This is a genomic window from Opitutus sp., from assembly GCA_024998815.1.
Lineage (GTDB): Bacteria > Verrucomicrobiota > Verrucomicrobiia > Opitutales > Opitutaceae > Rariglobus.
In genome coordinates, this window is sequence record JACEUQ010000002.1 from 373,938 (window position 1) to 400,274 (window position 26,337).

Genomic DNA, 26,337 nt, shown 5'->3' on the forward strand with positions numbered 1-26,337 from the left:
CGCCAAGTCGTCACCCCAAACGTCCGTCTAAACCGCTTAAAAAAATGCCTCGCACCGCCGCCATTCTCCTCGCCGCTGGTAGCGGTCAACGCATGAACGGAGCCGTCGAGGACAAGATCCTCGCTCCCCTCGGCGGACGCCCGCTGTTCGTCCACTCCGCCACCACCTTTGCCGAGAGTGGTGTGTCCGATTTCTACGTCATCGTTTACCGCGATCAGAAGCAGATGATGGAGTTGTCCGCCTACGCGCCCACCCCCGCCCTCTTCGTGCCCGGCGGCGTAGAACGCCAAGACTCGGTCGCTGCGGCGCTTGCCGCGCTGCCACCCGACATCAGCAAGGTTTTTATCCACGATTGCGCGCGCCCCTTTGTGACCGTCGATCAACTCATCGCGTTGCACAAAATCGTGCTGCGTGAAGACGCGGTCGTACTCGCTCATCGCGTCACCGACTCGATTAAAGAGCACCGTGTCGACGGCCACCTCAAGTCGCTCGACCGCGACAAACTCTGGGCGATGGAAACCCCGCAGGTTTTCGACCGTGATCTGATCGTCGAAGCCTACGCCAAGGTCGCCAAGAAAGGGCTACACATCACCGACGACGCCGCCGCCGTCGAACTGCTCAAGCACCCGATCGCGATCCTCGAAAACCCACTCCCCAACCCCAAACTCACCACTCCGGCTGATCTGCCCTGGTTCGAGTATCTGCTCACCCAGCAGACCGCCTAAAAGCTTGGCGTTTGGCCCTTGGGTGCACGGATTATTATGAATTTACGAATCGGTCACGGCTACGACATCCATCGCATCGTCAGCGGGCGGCCGATGATCCTCGGCGGGGTGCATTTCCCCGAGTGCCCCGTGGGCCTGGACGGCCACTCCGACGCCGACTGCCTGACCCACGCGATTTGCGACGCGCTGCTCGGCGCCGCCGCCTTGCCCGACATCGGCCATTTTTTCCCCAACACCGATCCGGCCTACAAAAACATCGACTCGCAGGTCCTGCTCCAACGCGTAACCGCCGAGTTGCGCACACGCGGCTGGCAAATCGTTAACCTCGATGCCTCGCTCATCGCGGAACTCCCGAAGATCTACCCCCGCCTCGCCGAAATGAAGGCGGCCCTCGCCCATTCGACCGGCCTGGACGTCTCGCAGATCGGCCTGAAGGCCACGACCAACGAGGGTGTTGATCAAATCGGCCAAGGGCTCGCCATCGCAGCCCACGCCGTCGCGCTAATTTCCAAGTCATGATCGCCGCCGCCACCGAAACCACAAAAGCCCACAAAAACATGCCCGCTCGCAGATCCGTAGCTTTGTGCCTCTTGGTGCTTTTGGTGGCCATCCCGTTTGGCCTCACCGGCTGCTCGAAACGCGAAACCGCCGTCGAGCGTGGCAACCGGGAACAAACGCTCCTTCGCGGCATGGGCCCCGAACCGGCTGACCTCGACCCCCACCTCGCGACCACCGCCAACGATTACACCGTGCTTTCCGCCCTGTTTGAGGGACTGGTCGCCGAAGACCCGCAGACCCTCGCCCCCGTGCCCGGAGTCGCCGAACGCTGGGAGTTATCCCCAGACGGACTCACCTACACCTTTCACCTCCGCGCCGACGCCCATTGGTCCAACGGCGAGCCTGTCACCGCGCGCGACTTCCTGGCCTCGTGGCAACGCGTGCTCACCCCCTCGCTGGCTGCCGACAACGCGAGCCTGCTCTACATCGTCCAAAACGCCGAAGCCTTCCACAAGGGCGCGCTCACCGACTTCACCAAGGTCGGTTTTTCCGCGCCGGACGCCCGCACCGTGCGCATCAGCCTGGAGCACCCCGCCTCGTATTTTCTATCCCTTTTACAACACTGGGTCTGGTGGCCCGTGCACCTGCCCACCCTCCACAAATCAGGGGATCCCTATGTGCGTGGCAACCCCTGGGCCCGGCCCGACACCTTTGTTGGCAACGGCCCCTTCACACTCAAGGAATGGCGCACCGGCCAGCACATCGAGGTGGTCAAGTCCCTCACCTACTGGGACCGCTCGATCGTGCAGTTAAAAGCGATCCGCTTCCTGCCGATCGAGGACCTCAACGCCGAAGAGCGTGCATTCCGCTCCGGCCAGCTCCACCTCACCGAGGCGCTCCCGCTCGCGAAAGTCGCTGCCTACCGCGCCGATCACCCCGAGCTGCTGCGCATCGACCCGTATCTGGGAACCTACTACTACACGCTCAACACCAACCGGCCCTTTCTCAACGAGGTCAAAATCCGCCGTGCCCTCGCCCTCGCCGTGGACCGTGCCGGCATAGCCGAAAAGATTCTCTGCGGCGGCCAGACGCCCGCCTACGCCTTCACCCCTCCCGGCACCGCCGGCTACACCGCTGCGGCCCGCTTCTCCACCGATTACGATGAAGCCCGGCGCTTGCTCACCGAGGCCGGTTATCCAGGCGGTAAAGGCGCGCCCATTCTCGAACTCTTGCTCAACACCTCCGACAACCACCGCATCATCGCCGAAGCGGTTCAGGCCGGTTGGCGCCGCGAACTCGGTCTTGAAGTCCGCCTGCTCAACATGGAAGGCAAGAGCGTGTTGGCCGCCCGTCGCGCAGGGGATTTCCAGATCCTCCGTTCGTCATGGATCGGTGACTACAGCGACCCGGCCACCTTCCTTTCTGTCTGGACTTCCGACAGCGGCAACAACTCGAGCGGCTGGCGCAAACCCGCCTACGACCAGTTACTCTTCCAAGCTGCACGCACCGCCGATACCGAAGCCCGCCACGACCTCTTCCAACAGGCCGAAGCACTCCTCGTAGCCGACGCCCCCTTCATCCCGCTCTACACCTACACCCACGTTTTTTTAAAAAACCCAGCGGTCAAAGGATGGCATTCCACCTTGCTCGACCATCATCCCTACAAACACGTTTCGCTTGAGGCGGCACCGTCCTCCAGCACCGCGCCGCAGGGCAACAACTAACCCATTGTGGTAGTTGTTCCGGTGGCTGTCGCGCTCCCGTCCGTCACCTGCGGTTAAATCATCCCTCCCTCAACCGCCATGTTCCGCCGCTCCATGAGTCGATTCACCCCGTTCGCCTCTCCGACAGCACTCAGCCTGTTCGCCGCCACCCCGGTACTCGGCCTGCTCACCGCACTCGGCCTTCTCACGGTTGTGGCTGGTTGCTCGAAAAACGAGCCCACTCCTGCCCGCTCCACTGCCTCCACGTCATCCGTCGCCGCCGCAGACGCCCCCAAAATCCTGCGCGTGGGCAACGGCACTGAACCCCAGGATCTCGATCCGCATGTGGTCACCGGCGTACCCGAGCACAAGATCATCTCCGCCCTGCTCGAGGGACTCGTCACCTACGCGCCCGACGGCGGCATCGCCCCCGGAATGGCCGAGCGCTGGGTTATCTCCGAAGACGGGCTGACTTACACCTTCCACCTGCGCGACAACGCCAAGTGGTCCAACGGCGAGCCGCTGACCTCACAGGATTTCGTGAGTTCGTTTAAGCGCATCCTTACCCCGTCACTGGGCGCTGAATACGCCTACAAGTTATTCCACCTGGTCAACGCCGAGGAGTTCAACACAGGGAAACTCACCGATTTCGCCAAAGTCGGAGCCCAGGCCGTCGATGCGCACACCCTCCTCCTCACGCTTAAACACCGGACACCATTCCTGCTCGAATCGCTTCAGCATTACGCCTGGTTCCCGGTGCACCTGCCCACGTTGCGCAAATTCGGGGAGCCCGACCGCAAGGGCAACGCCTGGACACGCCCCGGCAACTACGTGGGCAACGGCCCGTTCACCCTCGTCGAATGGTCACCCAACCAGAAAATCACCGTAGCCCGCTCGCGCACCTACTGGGACCACGACCACGTGCGCCTCGACGGCATCGAATTCTACGCGATTGACAGCGCCGAAACCGAGGAGCGGCTCTTTCGCACCGGCAAACTCGACTACTGCAACACCCTGCCGCTCGGAAAAACCGAAACCTATCGCCGCGAAAACCCCGCCAGCTACCGCCAAGACCCCTACTACGGCGTTTATTATTACCGGCTCAACGTCACCCGAAAGCCCCTCGACGACCGCCGTGTCCGCCGGGCCCTTGCACTCGCCATCGATCGAGAGGCCATCATTCGCAGCATTCTGCGTAGCGGGGGCCAGTCTCCCGCCCTCCACTTCACCCCGCCCTCCCACAAGTTCACCGCCTCCGCGCAGCTCACGGGCGACCTCGCCGAAGCCAAACGCCTTCTCGCCGAGGCGGGGTATCCCGACGGACAAAACCTGCCGCCCATTGATATCCTATTTAACACCTCCGAGAGCCACCGGATCATCGCCGAGGCGATCCAGCAAATGTGGAAAACCCTCCTCGGGGTAAACGCCACGATCACCAACCAGGAATGGAAAGTGTACCTCGATTCCCAGCGCACGGGTAATTTCCAGGTCGCCCGCGCTGGCTGGATTGGCGACTACAACGACCCGCACACCTTTCTCGACCTGTGGATCACTGGCGGGGGCAACAACCAGACCGGTTGGTCAAATTCGGCCTATGACCAGCTGCTGCGCGGTGCACTGGAAACCAAAACGGAACCGGAGCGCATGGCGGTTTACCTGAAACTCGAGGCGATCCTCGCCGACGAAGCCCCGGTGATCCCGATTTATTTCTATAGCCGTGTCTACGCGCTCAATCCCAAGGTGCTGAACTGGACAACCAATCCGCTGGATAGCCGGGGATGGAAATGGGTGGACCTAGCCCGTTAGGCGCGCCCGAGTTGGCCCGCTGTGGCCCCCGCTGCCAGAAGAGGGCGAAAGAGGCCTGCGCACTGCATCCATTCCCACGTCATGCATCCCCGCGCAGTAGCCAACCGAACCGCACCGCGTGCTTGCACCAACCGGGCGTACGGGTTGCGTTAAGGCGATGCGCATTGCTTGGACTACCCTTCCGGACCGTGCCAGCGCCGACCAGCTAGCGGCCGCCGCAGTCGCCGCGCATCTCGCTTCGTGCGCACAAGTTGAAGGCCCAATCTCATCCCATTATCTGTGGGACGGCGCACAGGAAAAATCCGAGGAATATCGGGTCACGTTCAAAGGCATGCCGGCTCAAATCGCTAGCCTGGAACCCTGGGTTCATGCCCGCCATCCCTACCAAGTTCCGGAGTGGATTGTGATAAAGACCGAACATGTTTCGGAAAAGTACTTGTCATGGGCCCGATCGCGCCTTAACCCCTAACCCTTTCACAAGTCGAAATCCTCTTTTCTTAATCACCATGTCACAGCACAAAAGTCTCCAAGGCGCCTCCGGCATCGTCATCAAACGTAACGTTCTCAAGCGTTTTGAACGCGTAGCCGTACTCAAGAAGCGCGGCCAATGGAAAGAGGGCGACCGGGTTGCCGGTCTGCGCAAGACCAAGCCCGAAGTCTAATAGCGCGGTCCCTCGATCGCTTTTAAAAAGCAGGCAGTTCGCAAGACTGCCTGCTTTTTTGTGCACCGACACTACGAACACCGTTCCAATAGGCATCCAAGCTCAAGAACGCCCTTACGCCGCCAGCCCTAATTCGTATCACCCTCGCACCCTCTTGCCCTCATGCTCGACCTCACCAAAAAACTCTTCGACTTCATTCTCCACATTGATGTCCACCTCACGGAGATCAGTGCCAACTACGGGCTTTGGACCTACGGAGTGCTGTTCCTGATCATCTTTGCGGAAACCGGCCTGGTGGTGCTGCCGCTACTTCCTGGCGACTCGCTCCTGTTCGCCGCTGGCGGGCTGACCGCCTTGCCGGAATCGGGCCTCAATGTACACCTTTTGGCCTTTCTTCTCTTCATCGCGGCGGTCATCGGCGATTCGTTGAACTACTGGATAGGCAGCAAATTCGGCCCCGCAGTGTTTCGGCGCGAGGACTCGATCTGGCTGCGCAAAAAACACCTCCAGCGAGCCCATGAGTTCTTCGAAAAGTACGGCGGCCGAGCTATCATCCTGGCCCGTTTCGTGCCGATCGTGCGTACCTTTATCCCCTTCGTGGCAGGGGTCGGGTCGATGAGCTATCGCCGCTTCTTTGCCTTTAACGTCATTGGCGGGTTTATTTGGATCTACGCGTTCATTTACCTCGGATTCTTTTTCTGCAACGTGCCGGTGGTTAAGAAAAACTTCGGACTGGTCATCATCGGGATAATCCTGATCTCCGTGCTGCCCATCGTGGTCGAAGCCGTACGAGCTTGGAGCGCGCACCGCGCCAAGCGCCTGCACTCCTGAGCCGTGGGTAGCCGCCTTTAGGGAGCGGGCGTTGACACGTTCCAGTGAGGCGGAAAACCGCTCGGGAACCTTGAGAGAAGTGGCAGGTCCGCATTGGCGAACCTTTGTTCACATGAAAAAACTCATCACGCCCGCCCTGCTCGGCAGCCTCGCTCTCCTAGCCTTCTCGGTTTCGACCGCGTCGGCCCAAGACGCCCAAACGGAGAAACCCGTTTCAGCTGCCGTCCTTAAAAAGTACGACATCAATAAAGACGGTAAACTCGACGAAGCCGAGCGCACCTCGTTACTGGCGGAAAAAAAAGCCGCAGCAGCGAAAAAAGCCAAAACCAAGGCCGACGCTGACATGAAGCCCGATACGGTTAAATAATGGCGATTTCCCATTGGCGATGGAGGCGGCCCAGCCACCTTGGGCCGCCTCTTTGAGTCGAGTAGCGAGTGCAGCGAATTGGTATTCCCTAAACGCTGCACTCCCCATGTATCCCCGCCAGTCAACCGCTCAGCGGGGAGGCATTGGCCCACTTGTGAGCCCCGGCCTTTTCAGCCCACCGCTTTGCGCAATACGAACGCCGCAGCGCCGTCGTGGCCGTCAGTCCACGGCTGGCTGATGCGTTTGCTTTCCAGAGTGAAACGCCCGCGCGTTTTTTCTAGGAACGCCTTGAGGACCGAATCGTTCTCCTCGGAATCGAGACTGCAGGTGGAATACACCAGCCGCCCGCCCGGAGCCACCAAACGCGCGGCCGCGCTGAGCATTTCGGCCTGTTGGCAGGCATGCTTGAAAAAGTCCGTGGCCTGCAGGCGCCACTTCACGTCGACGCGGTGGCGCATGACGCCGGTGTTGGAACACGGTACGTCGAGCAGCACGGCGTCGTAGGCCTTGGGCAAGTTGTGCTCCTCGAACACGCCGAGGCGCTCGACCTGCATCACGTCGCCCTGGACCAACGCCACGTCGCCCTTGGCGCGCGAAAGGTTTTGTGTGAGCCGCTCGATACGCGGACCGGCTAAATCGAGAGCGACCACGCGGCCTGAACCCATCGCATCGGATATCGCCAAACTCTTGCCGCCGGGAGCGGCGCAGGCGTCGAGCACGGTTTCACCAGCCTTAGGGGCAAGCAACTCCACCGCGTGACGGGTAGCGGGGTCTTGCAGGAAAATCACGCCCTCGTTGATCAACGCTTCAACGCGCGACCAGGCCCCCGATTTCACCTCGTAAAAGCCGGCCCAAGGCGTCGCCACAAACAGCGCCGCATCGGCCTCGGCTGGAGCGCCGCCGGCGATACGCCAGCGAGCGTAAACGGGAGCGGGCTTCTGATTCCACTCCAGTAGGGTGCGGGTGGCGGCGGCGCCGAACTGGGCCAGCCAGCGGCGCACCAGCCATTCGGGGTGAGAGAAATACGCAGCCAGTTCGATAGCTCCAGCGGAGGCAGCTGGCACGGTTTGCGCAGCCAGAGCGGCGGCGATCTTGCGCACGATGGCGTTGACCATCTTCGCCTCAGGCTGGCTGGCGATAGTCTTGGTTTGCTCAACCGCGTGGTGAACCACCCGTGCGGTATGGCCGTCGCCACCGCCTTCAATCAGCTCGTAACCGGCCAGCAGCAGCACGGCTTTGACGATCGGGCGCGGCGGACGCGCCAGCAAGGGAGTGAAAATCGCCTCGATGCGGCCGAGGTTGCGCACCGCGCCGAAGAGCAAGTGCTGGCAACGCGCGCGTTCGGTGCGGCCAAGGGAGCGCGGCAAGCTATCGAGAAGGGCGTCGACGCGCTCCTTGTTTTCGAGCCAGCGCACCAGCAATTCGGCGGAGATCGTCCAAGCATCAACCGGCCCGCTGGGTTTAAAAGGTTTTGTCATGTGGGAACCAAGCTCGGGGTGCGCGCCTCGCTTGCAAGCTCGAAGCCAAGCGGCGGGTTTGCCTTATGGCATTGCCCACCCAGCTTGGCTCGGTCTGGGACGACCGCACCCGATTGCGGGAACAAAACATCGCCCCATTACTCTCACCCAAACCATGAAATCGTCCCTGCTTCTGCTTTGCGCCCCGCTGTTAGCCGCGCATTTTTTCGCCCAAACCACCATGACCAACCTCCACTCAACCGGCGCCGCCACCGATTCATCCACCTGCGTTTCCGCCTGCGGCCTGCCCTCCAAGGTCATCATCGACATGTCCAAAACCACCGTGCAACGCACCGACGAGGAGTGGAAACAGTTGCTCACGCCGATTCAGTTTAAAGTCGCCCGCCAGCAGGGCACCGAGCCGCCTTTCTCCAACACCTATTGGAATCACCACGAAGACGGCGTCTATTTCTCGGTTTGCAGCGACACCCCGCTGTTCGACAGTCGCGACAAATTCGACAGCGGCACCGGTTGGCCCAGTTTCACCCGGCCCATCGAGCCGCTCTTTATTAAAGAGCAGACCGACGTGAGCTACGGCATGAGCCGCACGGAAGTGCATGTGGCCAACGACGGCGCCCACCTAGGCCACGTTTTCCCCGACGGCCCCAAGCCCACCGGAAAACGCTACTGCATCAACTCGGCCTCGCTCCGCTTCATGCCGCGCAAGGAGTACGACACGTGGGTGGCCCAGCATAAAACCACCGCCGCCACCCCCGCACCCGTCAAACCGACCACGGAAAAACCCTAACCCACCACCGTTATGCGCCTGCCCCTACTTCTTGCTGCCTTCAGCCTCGCCCAACTCGCCGCGCCCACGGGCCGGGCCGACTCTCTGGTTCTGGGCGGCGGCTGTTTTTGGTGCCTCGATGCCACCTACAAACTCAAGGGGGGCGTGACGACGGTGACCTGCGGTTATGCCGGCGGCACTTTGGAGAACCCGACCTATGCCCAAATCGGTCGTGGTGACACCGGTCACGCCGAGGTGGTCAAAATCGACTACGACCCGGCTCAAATCACGCTTGCGGAGCTGCTCGGATTTTTCTGGAAAGTCCACAACCCCACGCAGGTGGGCGGCCAGGGCAACGACCACGGCAGCCAGTACCGCTCGATTATCCTCTACGCGGACGCCGCGCAAAAAGCCGCCGCCGAACAAGCCCGCGCGCAAGCCGCCGCCACCTTCACCCAACCCATCACCACGGAGATCGTGCCGCTCGTGCGCTTCTGGCCGGCCGAGGATTACCACCAGGACTACTTCGCCAAAAACCCGAATGCGGGCTATTGCACCTACGTGATCAAGCCCAAGGTGGATAAACTCAAAAAAGGCCTCGCACCCCGACCCTGAAGCAAAGCGATACTGGATTTTCATGCAAAGGGCCCGCTCCACCGAGCGGGCCTTTTTTTTACCCCTTATGGAGCCCCCGCAAAAACCCACTGATTGACAGAACCGCATCGCATGCGTTCTACTCACCAATTCACGACTCGAATAACCTATTTATGAACTCGGAAGCCGTCTCTGCGCTCATCGCCAAAAATCCCCTGCTCAAGGCCTCCAAAGCCCAACTCGAAGCCATGGAACCCGGTTCCTACGGCATCCATCGCAGTTGGGGTTTCGGCCAGATCAAGTCCTATGACGAGTCTTCACAAAAGCTCATCATCGACTTCAACAACAAGAAGGGCCACCCGATGGACCCTGCGTTCTGCATTGGCACGCTCCAGATCCTCCCCGCCAACCACCTTCTGGTTCGCAAGCAGACTGAGCCCTCCGCCATCACCAAGCTGATCGCCGAGGATCCCGCACAGTTGCTGGTGGACGGTCTTCAGGCCTACCCCAATAACGCCGCCACCGCCATCGAGATTGAAATCACCCTCGCCCAAGTCGTCGGCGAAGAAAAATTCAAAAAATGGTGGTCCGCCGCCAAGAAGGCCATCGCCAAGGACCCTCGTATTGCCGTTCCCGCCAAGAAGACCGAGTGCTACGTGCTGCGCGAAGTCCCCGTTTCCGCCGAAGACGAAATCATTGAGCAGTTCAACGCCACCCGTTCGGCCCGTCGCCGTATCGCCTTGGCCGAAGATCTGGTCGCCGCCTCCGGTTCCAAAGAGGTCAAGGGCGACCTCAATGTCATCCTCGCCGGTCTCACCGAGTCGGTTAAAGAGTCCAACCAGCTCGACACAGCCGAGCGTCTGTATGGCGCCTTCGTGCGCGATGCCCTCGCCAAACAGGTCGGCGTCGATCCCGCCACCCTCGTTCCGTCGCAGGCCGAACTGATCGGCAACACCCGCGACTTGGTTTCCATTGCTGAGAAGATCCCGGTTCAGTTCCAAGGCCGCTTCCTCGATCTCGTCAAGGACACCCACCCGATCGAATATCGCGACGCCGCCTTTACGCTCCTCAAGACTTCGCAAGGCAAGTTCACCACCGAATGCATCAACTTCCTCGTTGAGCACGGCCACTCCGACGAGCTCGCCGCCTCACTCAAGCGTTGGCAGATCGAGCAGAATCTGCGCGCGCCCGTCCTCCTGTGGATCGTCAAGAACCGCCACTCGAAGAAGTTCGCCAAACTGCTCAACGACCTGATCACCCCGCGCTTGCTCAGCGCCGTGTTCTTCGCAATCGACTACGAGGCGCTGCAAGCCGCTAGCGCCCGTCGTATCCCGCTCGGTGATATCCTCTCCGAGGATACCGATCTGATCGCCGACCTGCTTTCCACCGCCGATCCTGAGACAGCCCGCGATCTGGCCAACGCGCTCATGCTCAATCAGGGCTTCGAGGAGCTGACCAAGAAGTCCCTGCTCGCCCGCTTCATCAAGATATTCCCCGGCATTCAGTCCATCGTGGCTAAGGACGCGGAGTCCACCGAGGAGCAGATCCTCGTTTCCCGCGAGAGCTACGAGATCAAGCGCGTCGAGTACGAGACCATCGTCTCCAAGAAGATCCCGGAAAACTCCAAGGCCATCGCCACCGCCCGCGAGCACGGCGACTTGAAGGAAAACTCCGAATACAAGATGGCCAAACAGGACCAAACGATCCTCATGGCGCAGAAGTCCCAGCTGGAGCGCGAACTCAGCCGCGCCCGCATCACCGACTTCAAGGAAGCCACCGTTGAGCAGGTCAGCGTGGGCAGCGTGATCGAGGTCTCGGTGACCTCCACGGGCAAGACCGCCAAGTACACGCTACTCGGCGCCTGGGACAGCGTTCCAGAGAAGAACATCCTCGCCTACAAGACCCCGCTCGGCCTCGGCTTGCTGGGCAAAAAAGTCGGCGACAGCGTCAAGGTAAAGATCGGTACCTCCGAGGAAACCTACACCCTCAAGTCCATCGGTCGCTACATCGACAGCCGCTAATCCGGCCATCGTTTCGCACGCGCTAAAAAAAAGGCCGTCTTCACAGGCGGCCTTTTTTGCGTCCATTCGGCCCAATCCGATATAGCTCCGTTGCCGAAAAGTAGCGCAGACTTCCAGTCTGCCCCGAGCCATTACCGCCGAATCAAAGCAGACTGGAAGTCTGCGCTACTTTTCGAACCGCTCACCGCATTCAACCCAACGCCAATCCGGGCTCAATGCACAGCAAGCCCAGAGGCTCAACCGGCTGCACCGTCGGATCAACCCAAGCCGCAAAGGCGATCATACCCGCGTTGTCGCCGGTGTGCTTGGGCTGCGCCGCCAGCAGCGGAATCCCGTCGGCTTTCGCCACTCGGCCCAGCGCGGCGCGCAACGTCTGGTTGTTGGCCACTCCGCCGGACAAACCTAGGCTGCGGAAGGACTCACGCGCCAACGCCAGCGTCGTCTTACGTACCAACGCATCCACCACCGCCTGCTGGTAACTCGCGCACAAGTCGTCCATGCGCGACTCAACCTCAGCCGGCGTCATCTTTTCCAACTGGTAACGCAGGCTCGTTTTGAGCCCTGAAAAGCTAAAGTCGAGGTCGCTGCGTGGGCCGATTCCACGCGGAAAATCAAACGCCGCCGGGTTGCCGCGCAGCGCGCGTTGTTCAATCAGCGGACCGCCCGGGTAGCCGAGCCCGAGCAGCTTGGCGCCCTTGTCGAGCGCCTCGCCCGCCGCGTCATCCTTGGTCGAGGAAACCACTTGGATACGCCTCGCCCGATCCAAGGTGAACAACAGCGTATTACCCCCGGAAACCACCAGCCCGAGGTGCGGCAACAACGCCTCCATGCGGGCGGAAAATTCCGCCGGTGCCTCCGCGTGCACGCCGATGAACGGCGAAAAAACGTGGCCGCGCAAATGGTTCACCGCGAGCAGCGGCACACGGCACGCCAACGCAAGGGACTTCGCCGCCGCCACGCCAATCGCCAGACATCCCGCCAAGCCCGGACCCTGGGTAACGGCCACCTGCGTGATGCGGTCAAAGCCGGCCGACTCCCGCACGCGCTCAAGCAGCGGGCCGAGGTTGCGCAGGTGTTCGCGGGTCGCCAGGTCGGGCACCACGCCACCGTAACGGCCGTGAAGCGCGATCTGACTGTGAATCCACTCGCCCATCAAACCGGTGGTGGGGTCAAACAAGGCGACGGCGGTTTCGTCGCAGGAACTTTCTATGGCGAGGATCATGGTTTTTTGGCTGCAAGCGGCGCGGCGGCGGGCCGGTCACCGCGGATTTCTAAAAGGATGGAGGCCTGGAGCACGGCAACTGCGGCGTCCAACTGGCGATCGGGCGTGCGTTCGATACTGAAACGCTCCTTGAACTCCACAGGATCCACCACGTCGTCGCGCGAACGCTGGATGCGTGCGCTGTCATCCTCGACGCTCGACATGACCACTTCCACGTCGGGAACGACGCCCTTTTCGTGGAGCGTTACCCCGCTCGGTGTGTAGTAACGTGCAGTGGTGAGCCGCAGTCCCTCGCCTTGGCGCAGCGGCAGGATGGTTTGCACGGAGCCCTTGCCGAAGGAACGCTCGCCAACGACCACGGCGCGGCGCGTGTCCTTGAGTGCACCGGAGACGATTTCGGCAGCACTGGCGCTACCGCCGTTGATCAACACGGCCAGCGGCAGCGTCAAAGGGGCCTCGGGCGCGGTGGCACGGTACTCGTCGCGGTCCTGTGTTTTGCGCCCCTGCGTGTAGACGATCAATTCGCCCTTGGTAAAAAACGGCTCGGCCACCTCGACCGCCGCCGTGAGCAGCCCGCCCGGGTTATCGCGCAGATCGATGATGAGCGCACGCATGCCCTGGGCGTTCAGCGTATTCAAAGCCCCGATAAATTCCTCACTGGTGCGCTCGCCAAATTGGGTGATCTCCAAATACCCGATACCGTCGGGGCGCAGGTGCACCTCGCGCACGCTCTCCACCTTGATGCGCTCGCGCTTCAGCGTTACCTCGAAGTCCTTGGACGTCGACGGGCGCGTGAACCCAACCCGCACCTGCGTTCCGGGTTTGCCGCGCAACCGGCCGATCACCTCGTCGAGAGCCGGCTTTTCCAGCTTCACCCCGTCGACACTTAAAAAAACGTCGCCGCGCAGGATGCCCGCCTTGGCCCCCGGAGTGCCGGCGATGGGCGCGATGACCACGACCTTGCCGTTGCGCATCTCAACCTGAACGCCGATGCCGCCGAACTCGCTGCTGATGTCCTCCTCCAGCTTTTTGTAGTCACGCGCGTTCATGTACTCGGAATGCGGATCCAGCGAATCGAGCATCCCGCGCAGCGCCGCCTCGGTTAACTTGGGAAAGGCCACCTTGTCGGCGTCCACGTAGTTATCGTTGACCGCGCTGAGCACCTCGCGGACGTAGCGGGATGATTGATCGAGCTCGCGATTGGGCCAAAAACCCCAGGCCGCAGCCACCCGCGCCGAGCCCACGGAGAGCAAGGCGCCGAGCAACACGCCGGCGGCGATCACGAGAATGCGTTTGAGCATCTTCGGGACTGTGGCCAACTCATCGACTTTGTAAATGGGATCATCCGCCACGACTTCACCTGCCTTCGCCGCCGCCTTTCTTGCCCGCTCCGGGCCCGACGGAGTCCTGTCGTTCGCCGATTTCATGGAGCTGGCGCTCTACCACCCGCAGCTCGGCTATTACCGGCAGGATCGCACGCGTGTCGGTTATGCACCCGGCACGGACTTCTACACGGCCAGCTCCTCGGGGCCGGTCTTTGGCGAGATGGTCGCGGCGGCGTGCGTTGCGCTCCTTGGCGGAGAAGCTCGGGCCCGTGAGCACGCGTTCGTGGAAATCGGCGCGGAAGCCGGTGCCGGAGTGCTGGCGGGAGTCGCCCACCCCTTCGCCTCGGCGCGAACCGTGCGCGTGGGAGAGGCGCAACAACTCGCCGGGCCCTGCGTGGTGTTCTCCAACGAACTCTTCGATGCCCAGCCCCTACGCCGTTTTATACGTCGCGGTGAAACCTGGCGTGAACTCGGCGTGCAGTTGCGCGGCGACCAGTTGCACGAAATCGAGCTGGCCGAGACCAACGCGTCTTGGCTCCCGCCCGATGCCAGCGAGGGCAACGTCTTTGACGCGCCCCGTGCCGCGGCCGAACTCGCCACCGCTATCGCCGCGCAACCGTGGACGGGCCTCTTCGTGGCCTTCGACTACGGCAAATCCTTCGCCGAGCTGGCCACCGCCACGCCGGCGGGGACGGCGCGCGCGTATTTCCAGCACACTCAATCCAACGAACTGCTTGCACGAGCCGGGGAGCAGGATCTCACCGGACACGTCTGCTGGGATTGGTTGCAGGCCGCGCTGGACACGGCGGGCTGCACCGGCAGTCGAGTGGAGTCCCAAGAGGCGTTTTTCATTCATCACGCTGGAGCGTTTCTCGCTCACGCGATGGCGGCGGAAGCCACGCGCGTGAGCCCGCGCAAACTCGCGCTGCTGCAGCTGCTGCATCCCTCGCATTTAGGCCAAAAATTCCAGGTGCTGCACGCTAGACGATAGGCAGGAACCACTACGCCAGTTAGCGATCCAGCCAGAGGGACTGCCGACTGATACGTGGACTACTTCTGGCTATGCGGTCGGCTTCTTTACGCCCTCCCGGAAGTTTCGAAAAAGGACTGAACTTTGCCCTTGCTTCGGACTGGCTCCGACTTTTACCTGTGACCCTTTAACAACCTTTTATATGGCTAGAATCTGCGCAATCACCGGCAAACGTCCCACCGTGGGATCCATCATTCACCGCAAGGGTCAGTCGAAGAAAAGCGGCGGCATCGGCACGCACATCACCTCGATCACCTCCCGTAAGTTCCGTCCGAACTTGCAAAAGATCCGCATCCGGACCGCCAATGGCGGCACCAAGCGCGTTCTCGTTTCGGTCAAGGCCATCAAGGCCGGCCTCGTCGAGAAGGTCTAAGCCCACCGGCTAAAACCTCCTTGCTTAAAACCCGCGACCTTCCGGTCGCGGGTTTTTTTGCGTCACAGAAAGCGAGTAGCGGGCGGCGGCGCCTTAAGGCGGAGAGGATACCTCTGGGAAAAACACCTTGAGCTCACGCTCAAGGCCACGGGAGTGTATTCACGTCTCGTGTGGCCTTGAGCGTGAGCTCAAGGATTTCGTAAATCTAAAAATGAACGTGAATTAGTATTCCCGAGCCAGCCGACTGGATGAATTTCGCTCCCCGGCGTTGCCAGTACGGCAAGCTGCCCGCGCACCCGCGGAAACCCTATTGCAGAAGCCGCTGTGCGGGGCTTGCCCCTTCCCAGCGGATTCCCATCGTCCGCACCACGACCATGCCCGCCGACTCACTTTCCGCATCCACCGCCCAAGCCGCCAGCCCGACCGTGCAGCCCCCATTTCCGGGTTCTTCACGGAATACTGTGGGTTAGGGCTGGGGGGAAATTAGGCTCGAGGTCGAGTTTACCACAAAAGAAAAGAATACGGGTGCGATAGTTTTCGAACTTACGGAAGCCACGAGCATCGGCTTTAATTGCTTGGATTTTTGAATTAAAACCCTCGGTGAGTGCATTCGAAATACGGTGCTTAAAGTAAGTCAGTAATCCGGCCAGATGGGCTTTTAGTGACTTTGCTACTTTTTTGACTCTGGGCAGGCGGCTACTCATAACCGAGCGATACCACAGCTGGAAGAAAGTATTACCCGCATCGGCGTTGGGTTGTCCCCAAAACTCGACCAGCTGCTCTTTATAAGCCCATGCCTTGGCCGTACGAAGATTGGACTCCAGCAGCGCCTCGAAGTGCTCTTTGCGGTCATCAGGAACGATGCCATGCAGCCAAAGAAAGCGAGTGCGTTTTAAGATGTCATCGCCTTTGGCAGCGAGTTCAGCGGCCTCATCCCGGCGGGTATGATCGACCGCCTCGTTCATAGGCTTTGAAACATGAAAGCGGTCGTGAACGATGTCAGCGTTGGGCGCGGCCTGGTGGGTGGCGGCGATGAAGGATGCACCCATGTCCATCGCGACGGCTTCAATCCCGTCAATTTGCTCCTTTGATAATGATGCCCAAAGCTTTAACCCACTCCCTGTATCCCGGCCTGGAACCACGTCCAGTACCCGCCGACCGGTGAGATCGGTCATCAATGAAACGTAGCTTTGACCGCGCAAAAAACTCTTTTCGTCTAAGCCAACTCGGGTGATGCCGTCGAGGTTTCGCCGCGCCAAGCCTCGCTCAACAGCCTGATCGATTATACGTTGTACACTATCCCAATGAAGTCCCAGCAACTCGGCGGCTTGGCTTAGCGATCGGCTAGAGGCGATCACGGCCACGGCAAAGCTTTCAAAAAGCGAGGTGAACCGCGAGCCTGGTTCGGCCCACGGCACGTGCATCGTTTTAACACCATGCTCCTCGCAATCGCAGCGGGGCACCGCGCACCGCAGTTCGAGTCGATATTGCATCACATCACGGTGACGCCAACTCCGCTCCTTCATTCGGTCGTAAATAGGCATCAACTGACCGCACACTGGGCACGGCACCTTGGCCCCGTCTGGCCATCGTAACCAGACCGTCACGTTTAGTCCGAGAATGTCTTCCTCCACTTTGGTTACTTCCCACGGTTCCGGCAGCAACAGCAACCGCCGGTAATGTTCATGTGCGCTTATGCTCATCTTTACTTTTTAGCTGCTTTTATGCCCGAACCCACAACAAAACGGGAAGAACCCATTTCCGATGCGCCCCGAGCTACTTGCACCCGCCGGCGACTGGGAATGCGTGCGCGCCGCCGTCGAGAACGGTGCCGACGCGGTATACTTCGGCCTCGAACGGTTCAACGCCCGCATGCGGGCCAAAAACTTCACCCAGGCCGACCTGCCCGCCATCATGGAATTTCTCCATAAGCGCGGCGTGCGCGGCTACGTTACCTTTAACGTCCTCGTCTTCACCGCCGAACTGCCCGACGCCGAGGACTACCTGCGCACCATCATCGCTTCTGGAGTCGATGCAGCCATCGTCCAGGACATCGGCATCTGCCGACTCATCCGTAAAATTTCCCCCGATTTCCCCATCCACGGCTCGACGCAGATGACCGTGACCGGCGACGCCGGCGTGGCCTTCGCCCGTGATCTTGGCGCCGAACTCGTCGTGCTCGCGCGCGAAAACTCGATCAAGGAAATCGAGGCTATTCAGGCGGCCCAACGCGCCTCCGCCCTGACTCCGCTGCCCCTTGAAGTCTTCGTCCACGGGGCGCTCTGTGTCGCCTATTCCGGCCAATGCCTGACCAGTGAATCGCTCGGCGGGCGTTCCGCCAACCGCGGTGAATGCGCCCAGGCCTGCCGCCTGCCCTACGATCTCATTTCCGACGGCCAAGTCGTCCCACTCGGCGACCGCAAATACCTGCTCAGCCCACAGGACCTCGCCGGCCTAGACGTGCTGCCCGAGTTGGTTAAGGCGGGCGTGGCCTCGCTTAAAATCGAAGGCCGCCTCAAGTCCCCCGAGTACGTTGCCAGCATCACCCGCGTTTACCGCCAGGCGCTCGACAAAATCTTTGCCGAGCTGGCGGCTGCCGGCAACGTGCCGTTCGACTCCGCGCGCGCCCGCTACGAACTCTCGATGACGTTCTCGCGCGGCCTCTACACCGGCTGGTTTAACGGTATCCAAAATCAGGAGCTCGCCCACGGCCGCTTCGGAACCAAGCGCGGCGTTCTTCTTGGGACCATTTCACGCGTCGGCGACGACCATGTCGCCATCCGCCTTGAGAGCGCCCTCAAGCCCGGCGACGGGGTCGTGTTCGATGCCGGCAACCACGCCGCAGGCGAGGAGGGCGGCCGCGTTTACCAAGTCGAGCCCCAGCGCGCGCGCGACGGCCAAGCGGCGGAAACCGTCCTGCGCTTCGGTCATGGCGACATTAACTTCCGCAAGATCCGCCCTGGGAATTTGCTATGGAAAAACAACGATCCCGCGCTCGACCGCGAGTTGCGCACCACCTTTGAAGGCGAAAAAATCCGCTTCACCCGCCCCGTTGATATCGCGGTCCACGGCCACGCCGGCACCCCGCTCACCCTGATTTTAAACGACCGCGAGGGCCACGTGGTGCAGCTCGACAGCCAGGTCCTGCTCGCTCCCGCCCAGAACCAGCCGCTCACCCAGCAACGCCTCGAAGACCAGCTCGGGCGCCTCGGCGGCACGCCCTTTCAACTCGGCGTGCTCACCGCGCACCTCGAAGGCGCAGTGATGTTGCCCATGAGCGAACTCAACCGCTTACGCCGCGACGCCTCCACCGAACTCGATCGCCTGCGCGGCCAGCCCAAGCGCTGGACGCTCAATGCCGTGGCGAAAACGGAGGCGGACGCCGGTCGAATCTCCACCGAACCCACCAGCAGCCCCGCCGTGCTCGCGCCGATCGCCAAGGCCGTAAACGCACCCGACCGCGCAGGCCTGATCATCGTCGTGCGCAGCTTGGAACAACTCGACGCCACCCTCGTCGCCGGCGGTTTCGCCGACATCTACTGCGAGTTCGAAAACCCCAAGCACTACCGCGATGCGGTCCAGCGCTTCCGCCTTTGGCAGGCCGGTCCGGGCGCGCCACTCGCCACGTCCGGCGCGCCGCTTCAGGCGCCCGCGATCTGGGTCGCCCCACCGCGCATCTTCAAACCGGGTGAAGAATGGATCCTCAACCAGGTGCGCTCGTCGGAGGCGGACGGCTACTTGGTGCGCAACCACGAGCACCTGCGCTTCTTCAAAGCCGACCGTAAACGCGGCGACTTTTCCCTCAACGTCGCCAACCCGCTCACCGCCGAGTATTTCATTAAAAACTACGGCTTGGAGCGCGTGACCGCCAGCTACGACCTCAACGTCTTCCAGCTGGAGTCGCTCCTGCAGGCGGCGCCGGGCGCCTGGTTCGATTTGACGATCCACCAGCACATGCCGATGTTTCACATGGAGCACTGCGTCTTCTGCGCCTTCCTATCGAAAGGCAAAGACTACCATGATTGCGGCCGGCCCTGCGAAAAACACGCGGTTGCCCTGCGCGACCGCGTCGGCGCCGAGTTGCCGCTCAAGGCCGACGCCGGCTGCCGCAATACCGTTTACAACAACCGCGCCCAAACCGGTGCGGAGTACTTCCAGCGCTTCTTCGACCTGGGTGCACGCCACTTCCGCGTGGAATTCGTGAACGAAGGCGGCGCCGAGGTGACTCGCACCCTCGCCCACTACAAAAAACTCCTGAACGCCGAAATCAACGGGGCCGACCTGTGGCGGGAGCTGAAACTGCTCAACCAGCTAGGTGTAACCCGCGGCCAGATGGAAACGGCCCCCCAGTTGATTTTCAAAAAAAGATAGCCCGCCCAGTACGCCGTCTGGCCACTCCAGCCGCCTGCGAGATGGAGGGGACTGGCCAAGGCGGGATCGCACCACAAGCGATCCCGCCAGGTCCAGTTACCACTTAACCCGGGTGTCGCACGTCCGGGTATTCACATCCATCCAGCACGCTTAGAACCCCAATCGAACCCGTGGTTCCATTTTTTCTAATACCCCGTGCCGAGCCCGAGGCTAAGCGGTGTGGCGACTGAAAAGTTGGCAGCCGATTCTCCCCCCACACCCACGCGCCCCATAATAACGCAACTGGGGGGCATTAACAGACGTGATGCCCGTTATTCATTTCCACTCTAATCTGGAGTTGCCCCCACGAATGAGTCTTAACCTCAGCGACACTTTCCATGGAAATCCCCCCCGCCGAAAAATCGGAGCCCCTCATCGCCGCCGCCGCAGCCAACGCTGCCGCTCAAGCCCACGACCTTGAGATCAAGGACGCCCAGCTGATTTTCAACTCAGCTTGGCATGCGCTGGAGGCTTCAATTCGTCGCCCCAACCTGCGTTTCCCGAAGGAGATCATTCTGCTCGGCGGCGCCCCCGGTTCTGGCAAAGGCACCAACACCGATTTCATCCTCAAGGCCCGCGGCCTCACCTGCCAGCCGATCGTCATCAGCACCTTGCTCGACAGCCCTGAGGCCAAACGCATCAAGGATTCCGGCGGCATGGTTGGCGACCGCGAGGTCATCGGCCTGATGCTGCGCGCGTTGCTGCAACCCCAGTATCGCGACGGCGTCATCCTCGACGGATTTCCGCGCACCAAGGTCCAAGTCGAGTGCCTCAAGCTGCTCGTTCAGCACATCCAAGCGCTGCGAACCGAGTTCTACAACACGCCGCTTGGGATGCACTTCCGCCAAACCACGATCCACATCATGGTGCTGTTCGTTGATGAAAAAACCTCGGTCGATCGCCAGCTCAAGCGCGGCCGCGAGATTGTGGCGCATAACGCCGAGGTGCGCCGCACCGGCGTGGGCGAGCTCCAAGAAGAACGCCCCACCGACTACGACACCGCCCTGGCCCAGCGCCGTTACCGGGTTTTTAAGGAGCAGACTTGGGACGCCCTCCAGTCGCTCAAGGAGAGCTTCCATTACCACTTCATCAACGCCCAGGGCAGCGTGAGCGAGGTCGAGCAAAACATCCTCGAGGAACTCCAATACCAGAGCACCCTTGAGCTCGACCCGCGCACCCATGACATCCTGCGCGTCATTCCCGTGGCCAGTGAGATCATTATCCACGCCCGTCAGGAAATGGTGAAACGCCTCGACGCCTACGCCGTGGAGCACGCCGAATTGTTTGCCCGCGTGGTGACCTTCATCGACAAAAAGATCGTCCCCATCGTGATCCGACACGCGATTTCCGGCTTCGCTCAAGTCAACACCGAGGATCCGCTGCTCGATGATCCGCTCTCATTGGCGATGCTCATCGACATTTTCTCCGAGCGCGGTTTCCACGCCGTTGTTGATCTGCACCGCATCGAGATCCCAGAAAAATTCGACCTGACGACCGGCCTCATCAAGAGCCGCATCAAAAAGGTTTACCGCATCCAAATCCGTTTCCAGGGCTCCGAAATCCGTCACGGTTAACCCCCCCCAATGGCCCTCGGTTAAGCATTCCACCTCCCATAGCATGCTTTCCTGCTTCGGGGATGGGAGCGATCAGGGCGTCGTCTTCGAGCTGTCGAGTCGAGCCATCGCAAGTCGATCTCTGACTCGGCCAAGGCGGCGGCGATGTGCTTGGTGCGCAACAGGCGGGCGAAGAGGTGCTCGGCAACTCGGTAGAGATTGGAGTGGTTGATTTGAAAGCGGTGAGGATCCGAGGGGTTCTGCCGACCGCGCGAACACTCGACACGGCGGTAGGCGTCGCGTTCGACGATGGCGCATACGGTTATCCAAGCAAAAAGGGAATAGATCTCCTGCTCGATGAGGGCGTCGCTGCGGCAGTGGAAGGACTCTAATCCGAAACAGACCTTTATATCGCGGAACCAGTCCTCGATCACCCAGCGGCGCTCGTACATGGCGATGAGCTTGTCGGCAGGCCAAGCCGTGGCATCGAGCAGGGTGGTCATCAGCACCAGCACCTCGCGTTTTTGGCCCTTTTTGGGCCGTCCTTGGCTGAAGACGCGGCGCATGAGTCGGACGTGGATGAGGGTGGGTAGGCCGTCCGAACCCTTCGCTCCAAGAGGTAAAAACACTATGGCCTCCAACGGCTTGGCGCGATCGTGAAGGAACCGGTGGACGCAGTCCCAAGAATTGCATTCGGCCGTACCCATGCGCCAGAGAACGTCTGCACCCCGGGAAACGAGACTGACTGGCCAGCAGGTCCTTGGCAGGGAAGCCGCGATCAACCAACAGCACCATGCCGGTCTTGAACTCGTCAATGGAGGCCCGCAGTCCAGCCCGCTCACTGCCGTCGTGGGGAAGCACGGTGGCCGCCAGCGGCACCCGAGTGAGCACATCCAGGGCCGTCACCAGGAGCATCTGAGGGAAGTGCAGCTTCTTTGCCTCACCGGCTTTGGGTTGCCCCCAGCGAGCGACGTTACCGGCTTCGTGAGGTGCCCAAACCCACGTGCCGTCGACCGCCACCCATTGCAGTCCGCCGACGGTCCGGCGGGACTTGGCAATCAACTTTACCGCATGTTCGACCAGACGCTGCCACAGATCCCGCATGGCCGTCGGGAACTGTTTGGCAAACTTCTGCCGCGCCTCGACGAAGGTCGAGTCAGACGGAATGCACGGCAGCAGAAACGGTTCCACAAGCTCCGACATGAGCTTCTCCACCGAGGACATGCAAGGCTGTGATATCAGCGTGAGCATCCCCACCACCACCCTTTCAGGCGTCCATATCCTCCTGCGCTTAAAACGGATGTCGAGGGTCCGAAAGTGCTCCATCAAAACGGTAAGCAGGGCGTGTGTGTGTGTGTGTAGGAGACATACAATCGCCGACCGCCTCCCATGCATAAGGTGTGAGCGGCGGCGCGAACACCGTCTATTTCTGGCGGTTACAAAATCACCTGTCGTAAAAGCCGATGACCGGCCCCGCCAGGGGCCGATCATCAGGCCCGGTCAGCTTGCAGGTTCGTCGGCTAGGCGGTCTTTCATGCGGTAGGATTTGCCCTCGATGACGACGGTCTGGGCCCGGTGCAGCAGGCGGTCCAGGATCGCCGCGGTGATGCCAGCGTCGTTGTTAAAGATCCCTGCCCAGTGTTTGTAGGCCTTGTTGGTGGTGACGATCAGCGAGCCGCGTTCGTAGCGTTGGCTGACGATCTGGAAGAGCAGGTCGGCCCCCGACTTGTCGAGCGGCAGGTAGCCGACCTCATCGAGCACGAGCACCGCAGGGGTCATGTAACGCTTCAACTCGGCTTGCAACCGGTGCAGGGACTGGGCGGTGACCAGGGCGTTGATCGCGTCCACCGCCGTCGTAAACAGCACCGTGTAGCCCGCCTGGCACGCCGCGTAGCCCAACGCGCTCGCGAGATGTGTCTTCCCAAGCCCCACACCACCGCAAAACACCGCGTTGGTGCGCTCCTTGACAAAGCCCAGTTCGAAGAGGTGCCGCACCTGCGCTTCGTTCAACTCCTTGGGCCAGTCCCACTGGAACTGGTCGACGGTTTTCTTGACCGGGAAGCGCGCCGCCTGGATACGCCGCTCCAGCGCCCGGATCTGGCGGTCCTGGGTCTCGGCCTGCACCAGTCGGCGTAAAAATTCGGCGTGCGAACAGCGCGCCTTGGCCGCCTCGGCGGTCAGTTCGCCGTGGTGACGCAACAGGTAACCGAGTTTCAGATACTTAAGCTGGTCTTTTAATAAATCGGGTTTTTCGGGTTCTGTTTTCATAGAGTGTAGGGGCTTAAATCCGGGGGACACAGTTCGAGTTCCAACGCGGCCACCGCGTCGGCGCGGGTGAGGTGGATCGGCCCGGCTTGCGGCAAGGCCCGCGCGCGTTGTTCGAGCAAGTTGAGGATGTAATCGCTGGAGTAGGCGCCGAGTTCATGGGCGCTTTCGATCGCCCGGCCGACTGCCTCCGTTCCATACAGGGCCACCAAACCCACGATAGTCGCCAGGTGGTGTCCCGCGTTGAGCCGGCGCTCCTCCAGCCCCCGTTGGTAGGCGGGTGCCGCCGGGCTCAGTTCCAAAAACCGTAGCCGCAGGCGCTGCCGCGCCCCCTGCCGTTTGCGCTCCTCGAGTTCGCGCACATGCTCGGGGTTTTCCACATCGGCGCGGCGGGCAAAACTGCGGGCATGCTCGGCCACCAGGGTGCGGTCCGCATAAAACCTCACCTGCGCCCCCTCGATCTGCGCGGTGAGTAGCGCCCCGGCAAACTTCGTGGGCACCGAGTAGCGGTTCGTTTCGATACTCACCCGGCACCGCCGCGACGCCCGCACGCTTAAGGTGCGCACCGCCGGACTGGCCACCGGGTTAAGCGGCAGGAGCGCAGCGCGCTCCTCGGGCAGCCGGTCCACCGGCCGGCCCTGGGTTTCAGCGTGAACGCGCACGTTGGCCACCGTTTCCAGCCACAAGCTGGCGGCCGGCCCCAGCTCGGTAAACCCGTTCATCTGCCGCCCGCCAAGGAAGCTTTTTTTCACGTAACCCACCGCGTTTTCCACCATGCCCTTGGACTGCGGATGCCCCGGCCCGCACGCTTTTATCGTAAACCCGTAGTGCCGGGCAAAGTCCAGGTACTGGGCGTTGTACACCGGGTCGGTCCCGGGCACATGCGAGAGGACGGCCGTCTTGCAGTTGTCCACCATCACCTCGCGCGGCACCCCGCCGAGTTTTTCAAAGGCGCGCCGGTGACAGCCCAGCCACCACTCCTGGCCCTGCCCGAGGGTAAATTCCACATGCAGGAACCGGCTGTACCCCAAAACCATGACGAAAAAACTTAAAGCCCGCCGGGTGCCGTCCACCTCCACCGCGCCAAAACTGCCCCAGTCCACCTGCGCGGTCTGGCCGGGGGCAAACTTGAGGGTAAGAAACGCCTCCAGGTTCCTCGGCCGCACCCGCCGCACGTAGTCTTTCAAAATTGAATACCCGCCCGTGTACCCCCGCTCGCGCACCTTTTGCCAGAGCTGCATGGCGGTGAACGGATGGGCCTCCAGCCACCGCGCGATCGCCGGCTTGTGCACGTCGAGCTTGCTTGGCCTAGGCACCTGCGCGGCCTGGCTGCGCGCGTACTTTTCCTGCGCCTGCCAGCGCCTCACCGTCTGCACGTGCAACTGGAGCGAGCGGGTGATTTGCGGCGCACTGTGACCGGCAGCCTCCGCCTGTTTTATCCGGCAATACAGTTCGTAATTGATCACGCCCCCACCTCCCGGCTCGGCGACGGCGTTACCGCCAGCGTGTGCGATGGCCTGCCCCGGTCCAAGGAAAGCACCTGGTAAAGTGGCGCGGCGTAGGCGATCACCCCGGCCTCGATTAACTGCCGACGCGCCTCGACCAGGCCGTCCTCGCTGAGCGTGAGCAGCCGGGCCAGGGTGCGCGTGGCGTAGTAACTCAGCCCGTCGGCGTCACCCACGGTTACCAGGACCAGATAAAGTCCCCAGGCGGGGGCACTGGCCCGCCCCAGGTAATTGCCCCGCACCAGCCGGTGGTCCAGCCAGCTAAACTGGGCCGGCGTGCGCCGGAGTTGTTCGCGATCGATCGGTTGTTTTTGCATAATCGGGCGGCTGGACGTCGATGCCCAGGATCACCCGCCCCCGGGATTGCAGGTGTCGCAGCATGGGTTCGAGGTCCTCTTGTAACGTCACTCCGGCGAACTGCGCGATAAGCCCCACGAGCACAGGGTTTTGCGACTCCCATCTGTCTTGTAACGGCACGCAGGGATTCGGTAACGCCACCTCGGCGACCGGCTCGGCTTTAGGCTGGTGCACAACGGATTGCGTAGTTGGGATGTCTTGTAACGCCACCCGCCGTCGCGGCCCCCTCCGCCTTGAGTACCCCGGATTGGCCTTCCGCCACTCCTGCACCCGTTGGACATTTTCTGGGCCTTTCCAGTGGTCGAGGTTCTCCGGCTTCGCCAACCATTTGGCCTGACTGGCCGCCCGGCTCGCCCGTCGGCATCCCGGCTTCCCGCAGTAGCGCTGACGCTCGCGGTTATGCGCGTCGGGCAGAAAGAAATCGGCACAGTGCAAACACTTGCGTGAACCGGTTGGATGCATCGCTGTGCATCCGCCAAGCGTCCCGCCGGTTCAATCTCCACCCATTCGCACCCCTCATATCCCCAGCCGGACAGGGAAGAAAACCCACCCACGGAAGAAGAGTATTACTCTTTTTAAGGGGAAGAAGATCCACCGAAGAAGAAGTGCATTCCTAACCGCCAGAAATAGACGCTTTCCCGCTCGCCGCTCACAGCATAAGGTTCACGACCATTGCATTGGCCATAAAAATCAGGTCTTACGATGTGTTGCGGGGTTAACTGAGGGCCATTGCCCCCGGCCCGCCGCCCCCGCAAAAAATACAGGGGCGGCGGGCTTTTTTTTGGCGAAGGCTTGGCCCGGTCAAACGCGATCGCTGACTGCGAACTTGGAAGCGGCGCTATAATC

23 protein-coding genes are annotated in these 26,337 nt (G+C 61.5%); 15 read left to right on the plus strand and 8 right to left on the minus strand.

The features are described from left to right. Positions 1-44 precede the first annotated feature (44 nt). The 8 genes from H2170_09470 (at position 45) to H2170_09505 (ending at position 6,592) form a co-directional block, all read left to right on the plus strand. The gene (locus tag H2170_09470; GenBank protein MCS6300314.1) at positions 45-725 is read left to right on the plus strand and encodes a 2-C-methyl-D-erythritol 4-phosphate cytidylyltransferase; all 681 of its coding nucleotides are present in this window, start codon (positions 45-47) and stop codon (positions 723-725) included. Between the two features lie 36 nt (positions 726-761). Beyond that, on the plus strand, positions 762-1,244 hold the full coding sequence (locus tag H2170_09475; protein MCS6300315.1) for a 2-C-methyl-D-erythritol 2,4-cyclodiphosphate synthase: 483 nt from the start codon (positions 762-764) through the stop codon (positions 1,242-1,244). A 38-nt stretch (positions 1,245-1,282) separates the two neighbouring features. After that, on the plus strand, positions 1,283-2,947 hold the full coding sequence (locus tag H2170_09480; protein MCS6300316.1) for a peptide ABC transporter substrate-binding protein: 1,665 nt from the start codon (positions 1,283-1,285) through the stop codon (positions 2,945-2,947). Between the two features lie 93 nt (positions 2,948-3,040). Continuing rightward, the gene (locus H2170_09485) at positions 3,041-4,732 is read left to right on the plus strand and encodes a peptide ABC transporter substrate-binding protein (protein ID MCS6300317.1); all 1,692 of its coding nucleotides are present in this window, start codon (positions 3,041-3,043) and stop codon (positions 4,730-4,732) included. A 157-nt stretch (positions 4,733-4,889) separates the two neighbouring features. Continuing rightward, complete coding sequence (locus H2170_09490) at positions 4,890-5,201, plus strand: divalent-cation tolerance protein CutA (GenBank protein ID MCS6300318.1); 312 nt, start codon at positions 4,890-4,892, stop codon at positions 5,199-5,201. Positions 5,202-5,238: 37 nt separating this feature from the next. Then, positions 5,239-5,394: a small basic protein gene (locus H2170_09495; GenBank protein ID MCS6300319.1), complete on the plus strand. Its 156-nt coding sequence runs from the start codon at positions 5,239-5,241 to the stop codon at positions 5,392-5,394. Between the two features lie 162 nt (positions 5,395-5,556). Beyond that, entirely contained in the window at positions 5,557-6,225 is a 669-nt protein-coding gene (locus tag H2170_09500; GenBank protein MCS6300320.1) for a DedA family protein, read from the plus strand. A gap of 112 nt (positions 6,226-6,337) precedes the next feature. Beyond that, a complete protein-coding gene (locus H2170_09505; GenBank protein MCS6300321.1) occupies positions 6,338-6,592 on the plus strand; it encodes a hypothetical protein in 255 nt (84 codons plus the stop codon). A gap of 170 nt (positions 6,593-6,762) precedes the next feature. Here H2170_09505 and H2170_09510 read toward each other — a convergent pair whose 3' ends face one another. Beyond that, entirely contained in the window at positions 6,763-8,070 is a 1,308-nt protein-coding gene (locus H2170_09510) for an RNA methyltransferase (GenBank protein ID MCS6300322.1), read from the minus strand. A 307-nt stretch (positions 8,071-8,377) separates the two neighbouring features. Between H2170_09510 and msrB the strand changes: the two genes are divergently transcribed. The 3 genes from msrB to H2170_09525 all read left to right on the plus strand — a co-directional run bounded on the left by msrB (position 8,378) and on the right by H2170_09525 (position 11,451). Beyond that, positions 8,378-8,857: a peptide-methionine (R)-S-oxide reductase MsrB gene (gene msrB / locus H2170_09515; GenBank protein ID MCS6300323.1), complete on the plus strand. Its 480-nt coding sequence runs from the start codon at positions 8,378-8,380 to the stop codon at positions 8,855-8,857. Between the two features lie 12 nt (positions 8,858-8,869). Next, positions 8,870-9,451, plus strand: coding sequence for a peptide-methionine (S)-S-oxide reductase MsrA (gene msrA / locus H2170_09520; GenBank protein ID MCS6300324.1), 582 nt, complete (start codon positions 8,870-8,872; stop codon positions 9,449-9,451). 152 nt (positions 9,452-9,603) lie between these two features. Then, complete coding sequence (locus tag H2170_09525) at positions 9,604-11,451, plus strand: GreA/GreB family elongation factor (GenBank protein MCS6300325.1); 1,848 nt, start codon at positions 9,604-9,606, stop codon at positions 11,449-11,451. 190 nt (positions 11,452-11,641) lie between these two features. On the opposite strand, the gene tsaD is transcribed toward H2170_09525, so the two are convergent. Both tsaD and H2170_09535 read right to left on the minus strand, forming a co-directional pair. Then, positions 11,642-12,673: a tRNA (adenosine(37)-N6)-threonylcarbamoyltransferase complex transferase subunit TsaD gene (tsaD, locus tag H2170_09530; protein ID MCS6300326.1), complete on the minus strand. Its 1,032-nt coding sequence runs from the start codon at positions 12,671-12,673 to the stop codon at positions 11,642-11,644. Then, the gene (locus tag H2170_09535; protein MCS6300327.1) at positions 12,670-13,974 is read right to left on the minus strand and encodes a S41 family peptidase; all 1,305 of its coding nucleotides are present in this window, start codon (positions 13,972-13,974) and stop codon (positions 12,670-12,672) included. The genes tsaD and H2170_09535 overlap by 4 nt, the downstream gene beginning before the upstream one ends. 34 nt (positions 13,975-14,008) lie before the next feature. Here H2170_09535 and H2170_09540 point away from each other — a divergent pair, with 34 nt between their 5' ends. Together H2170_09540 and rpmB are read left to right on the plus strand one after the other, a co-directional pair. Beyond that, a complete protein-coding gene (locus H2170_09540; protein ID MCS6300328.1) occupies positions 14,009-14,989 on the plus strand; it encodes an SAM-dependent methyltransferase in 981 nt (326 codons plus the stop codon). A 181-nt stretch (positions 14,990-15,170) separates the two neighbouring features. Next, entirely contained in the window at positions 15,171-15,401 is a 231-nt protein-coding gene (rpmB, locus tag H2170_09545) for a 50S ribosomal protein L28 (GenBank protein MCS6300329.1), read from the plus strand. 449 nt (positions 15,402-15,850) lie between these two features. Here rpmB and H2170_09550 read toward each other — a convergent pair whose 3' ends face one another. After that, the gene (locus H2170_09550; protein ID MCS6300330.1) at positions 15,851-17,104 is read right to left on the minus strand and encodes an ISL3 family transposase; all 1,254 of its coding nucleotides are present in this window, start codon (positions 17,102-17,104) and stop codon (positions 15,851-15,853) included. Positions 17,105-17,165: 61 nt separating this feature from the next. Here H2170_09550 and H2170_09555 point away from each other — a divergent pair, with 61 nt between their 5' ends. Both H2170_09555 and H2170_09560 read left to right on the plus strand, forming a co-directional pair. Continuing rightward, entirely contained in the window at positions 17,166-19,772 is a 2,607-nt protein-coding gene (locus H2170_09555; GenBank protein MCS6300331.1) for a U32 family peptidase, read from the plus strand. Positions 19,773-20,149: 377 nt separating this feature from the next. Then, on the plus strand, positions 20,150-21,385 hold the full coding sequence (locus H2170_09560) for a nucleoside monophosphate kinase (protein MCS6300332.1): 1,236 nt from the start codon (positions 20,150-20,152) through the stop codon (positions 21,383-21,385). A 20-nt stretch (positions 21,386-21,405) separates the two neighbouring features. On the opposite strand, the gene H2170_09565 is transcribed toward H2170_09560, so the two are convergent. The 4 genes from H2170_09565 to H2170_09580 form a co-directional block, all read right to left on the minus strand. Further along, positions 21,406-22,071: a transposase gene (locus H2170_09565; protein ID MCS6300333.1), complete on the minus strand. Its 666-nt coding sequence runs from the start codon at positions 22,069-22,071 to the stop codon at positions 21,406-21,408. A gap of 793 nt (positions 22,072-22,864) precedes the next feature. Further along, a complete protein-coding gene (locus tag H2170_09570; protein ID MCS6300334.1) occupies positions 22,865-23,632 on the minus strand; it encodes an ATP-binding protein in 768 nt (255 codons plus the stop codon). Further along, positions 23,629-25,095, minus strand: coding sequence for an IS21 family transposase (locus H2170_09575; protein ID MCS6300335.1), 1,467 nt, complete (start codon positions 25,093-25,095; stop codon positions 23,629-23,631). Before H2170_09575 ends, H2170_09570 begins: the two co-directional genes overlap by 4 nt. After that, positions 25,092-25,451, minus strand: a complete 360-nt coding sequence (locus H2170_09580) for a hypothetical protein (GenBank protein ID MCS6300336.1) — start codon at positions 25,449-25,451, stop codon at positions 25,092-25,094. Before H2170_09580 ends, H2170_09575 begins: the two co-directional genes overlap by 4 nt. Positions 25,452-26,337 lie beyond the last annotated feature (886 nt).

Excerpts from the sequence above, each read along its gene's own strand:
- H2170_09470 (MCS6300314.1), top strand. The coding sequence starts at position 45 with ATGCCTCGCACCGCCGCCATTCTCCTCGCCGCTGGTAGCGGTCAACGC.
- H2170_09475 (MCS6300315.1), top strand. The coding sequence starts at position 762 with ATGAATTTACGAATCGGTCACGGCTACGACATCCATCGCATCGTCAGC.
- H2170_09480 (MCS6300316.1), top strand. The coding sequence starts at position 1,283 with ATGCCCGCTCGCAGATCCGTAGCTTTGTGCCTCTTGGTGCTTTTGGTG.
- H2170_09485 (MCS6300317.1), top strand. The coding sequence starts at position 3,041 with ATGAGTCGATTCACCCCGTTCGCCTCTCCGACAGCACTCAGCCTGTTC.
- H2170_09490 (MCS6300318.1), top strand. The coding sequence starts at position 4,890 with ATGCGCATTGCTTGGACTACCCTTCCGGACCGTGCCAGCGCCGACCAG.
- H2170_09495 (MCS6300319.1), top strand. The coding sequence starts at position 5,239 with ATGTCACAGCACAAAAGTCTCCAAGGCGCCTCCGGCATCGTCATCAAA.
- H2170_09500 (MCS6300320.1), top strand. The coding sequence starts at position 5,557 with ATGCTCGACCTCACCAAAAAACTCTTCGACTTCATTCTCCACATTGAT.
- H2170_09505 (MCS6300321.1), top strand. The coding sequence starts at position 6,338 with ATGAAAAAACTCATCACGCCCGCCCTGCTCGGCAGCCTCGCTCTCCTA.
- H2170_09510 (MCS6300322.1), bottom strand. The coding sequence starts at position 8,070 with ATGACAAAACCTTTTAAACCCAGCGGGCCGGTTGATGCTTGGACGATC.
- msrB (MCS6300323.1), top strand. The coding sequence starts at position 8,378 with ATGTCCAAAACCACCGTGCAACGCACCGACGAGGAGTGGAAACAGTTG.
- msrA (MCS6300324.1), top strand. The coding sequence starts at position 8,870 with ATGCGCCTGCCCCTACTTCTTGCTGCCTTCAGCCTCGCCCAACTCGCC.
- H2170_09525 (MCS6300325.1), top strand. The coding sequence starts at position 9,604 with ATGAACTCGGAAGCCGTCTCTGCGCTCATCGCCAAAAATCCCCTGCTC.
- tsaD (MCS6300326.1), bottom strand. The coding sequence starts at position 12,673 with ATGATCCTCGCCATAGAAAGTTCCTGCGACGAAACCGCCGTCGCCTTG.
- H2170_09535 (MCS6300327.1), bottom strand. The coding sequence starts at position 13,974 with ATGCTCAAACGCATTCTCGTGATCGCCGCCGGCGTGTTGCTCGGCGCC.
- H2170_09540 (MCS6300328.1), top strand. The coding sequence starts at position 14,009 with ATGGGATCATCCGCCACGACTTCACCTGCCTTCGCCGCCGCCTTTCTT.
- rpmB (MCS6300329.1), top strand. The coding sequence starts at position 15,171 with ATGGCTAGAATCTGCGCAATCACCGGCAAACGTCCCACCGTGGGATCC.
- H2170_09550 (MCS6300330.1), bottom strand. The coding sequence starts at position 17,104 with ATGAGCATAAGCGCACATGAACATTACCGGCGGTTGCTGTTGCTGCCG.
- H2170_09555 (MCS6300331.1), top strand. The coding sequence starts at position 17,166 with ATGCGCCCCGAGCTACTTGCACCCGCCGGCGACTGGGAATGCGTGCGC.
- H2170_09560 (MCS6300332.1), top strand. The coding sequence starts at position 20,150 with ATGGAAATCCCCCCCGCCGAAAAATCGGAGCCCCTCATCGCCGCCGCC.
- H2170_09565 (MCS6300333.1), bottom strand. The coding sequence starts at position 22,071 with ATGGGTACGGCCGAATGCAATTCTTGGGACTGCGTCCACCGGTTCCTT.
- H2170_09570 (MCS6300334.1), bottom strand. The coding sequence starts at position 23,632 with ATGAAAACAGAACCCGAAAAACCCGATTTATTAAAAGACCAGCTTAAG.
- H2170_09580 (MCS6300336.1), bottom strand. The coding sequence starts at position 25,451 with ATGCAAAAACAACCGATCGATCGCGAACAACTCCGGCGCACGCCGGCC.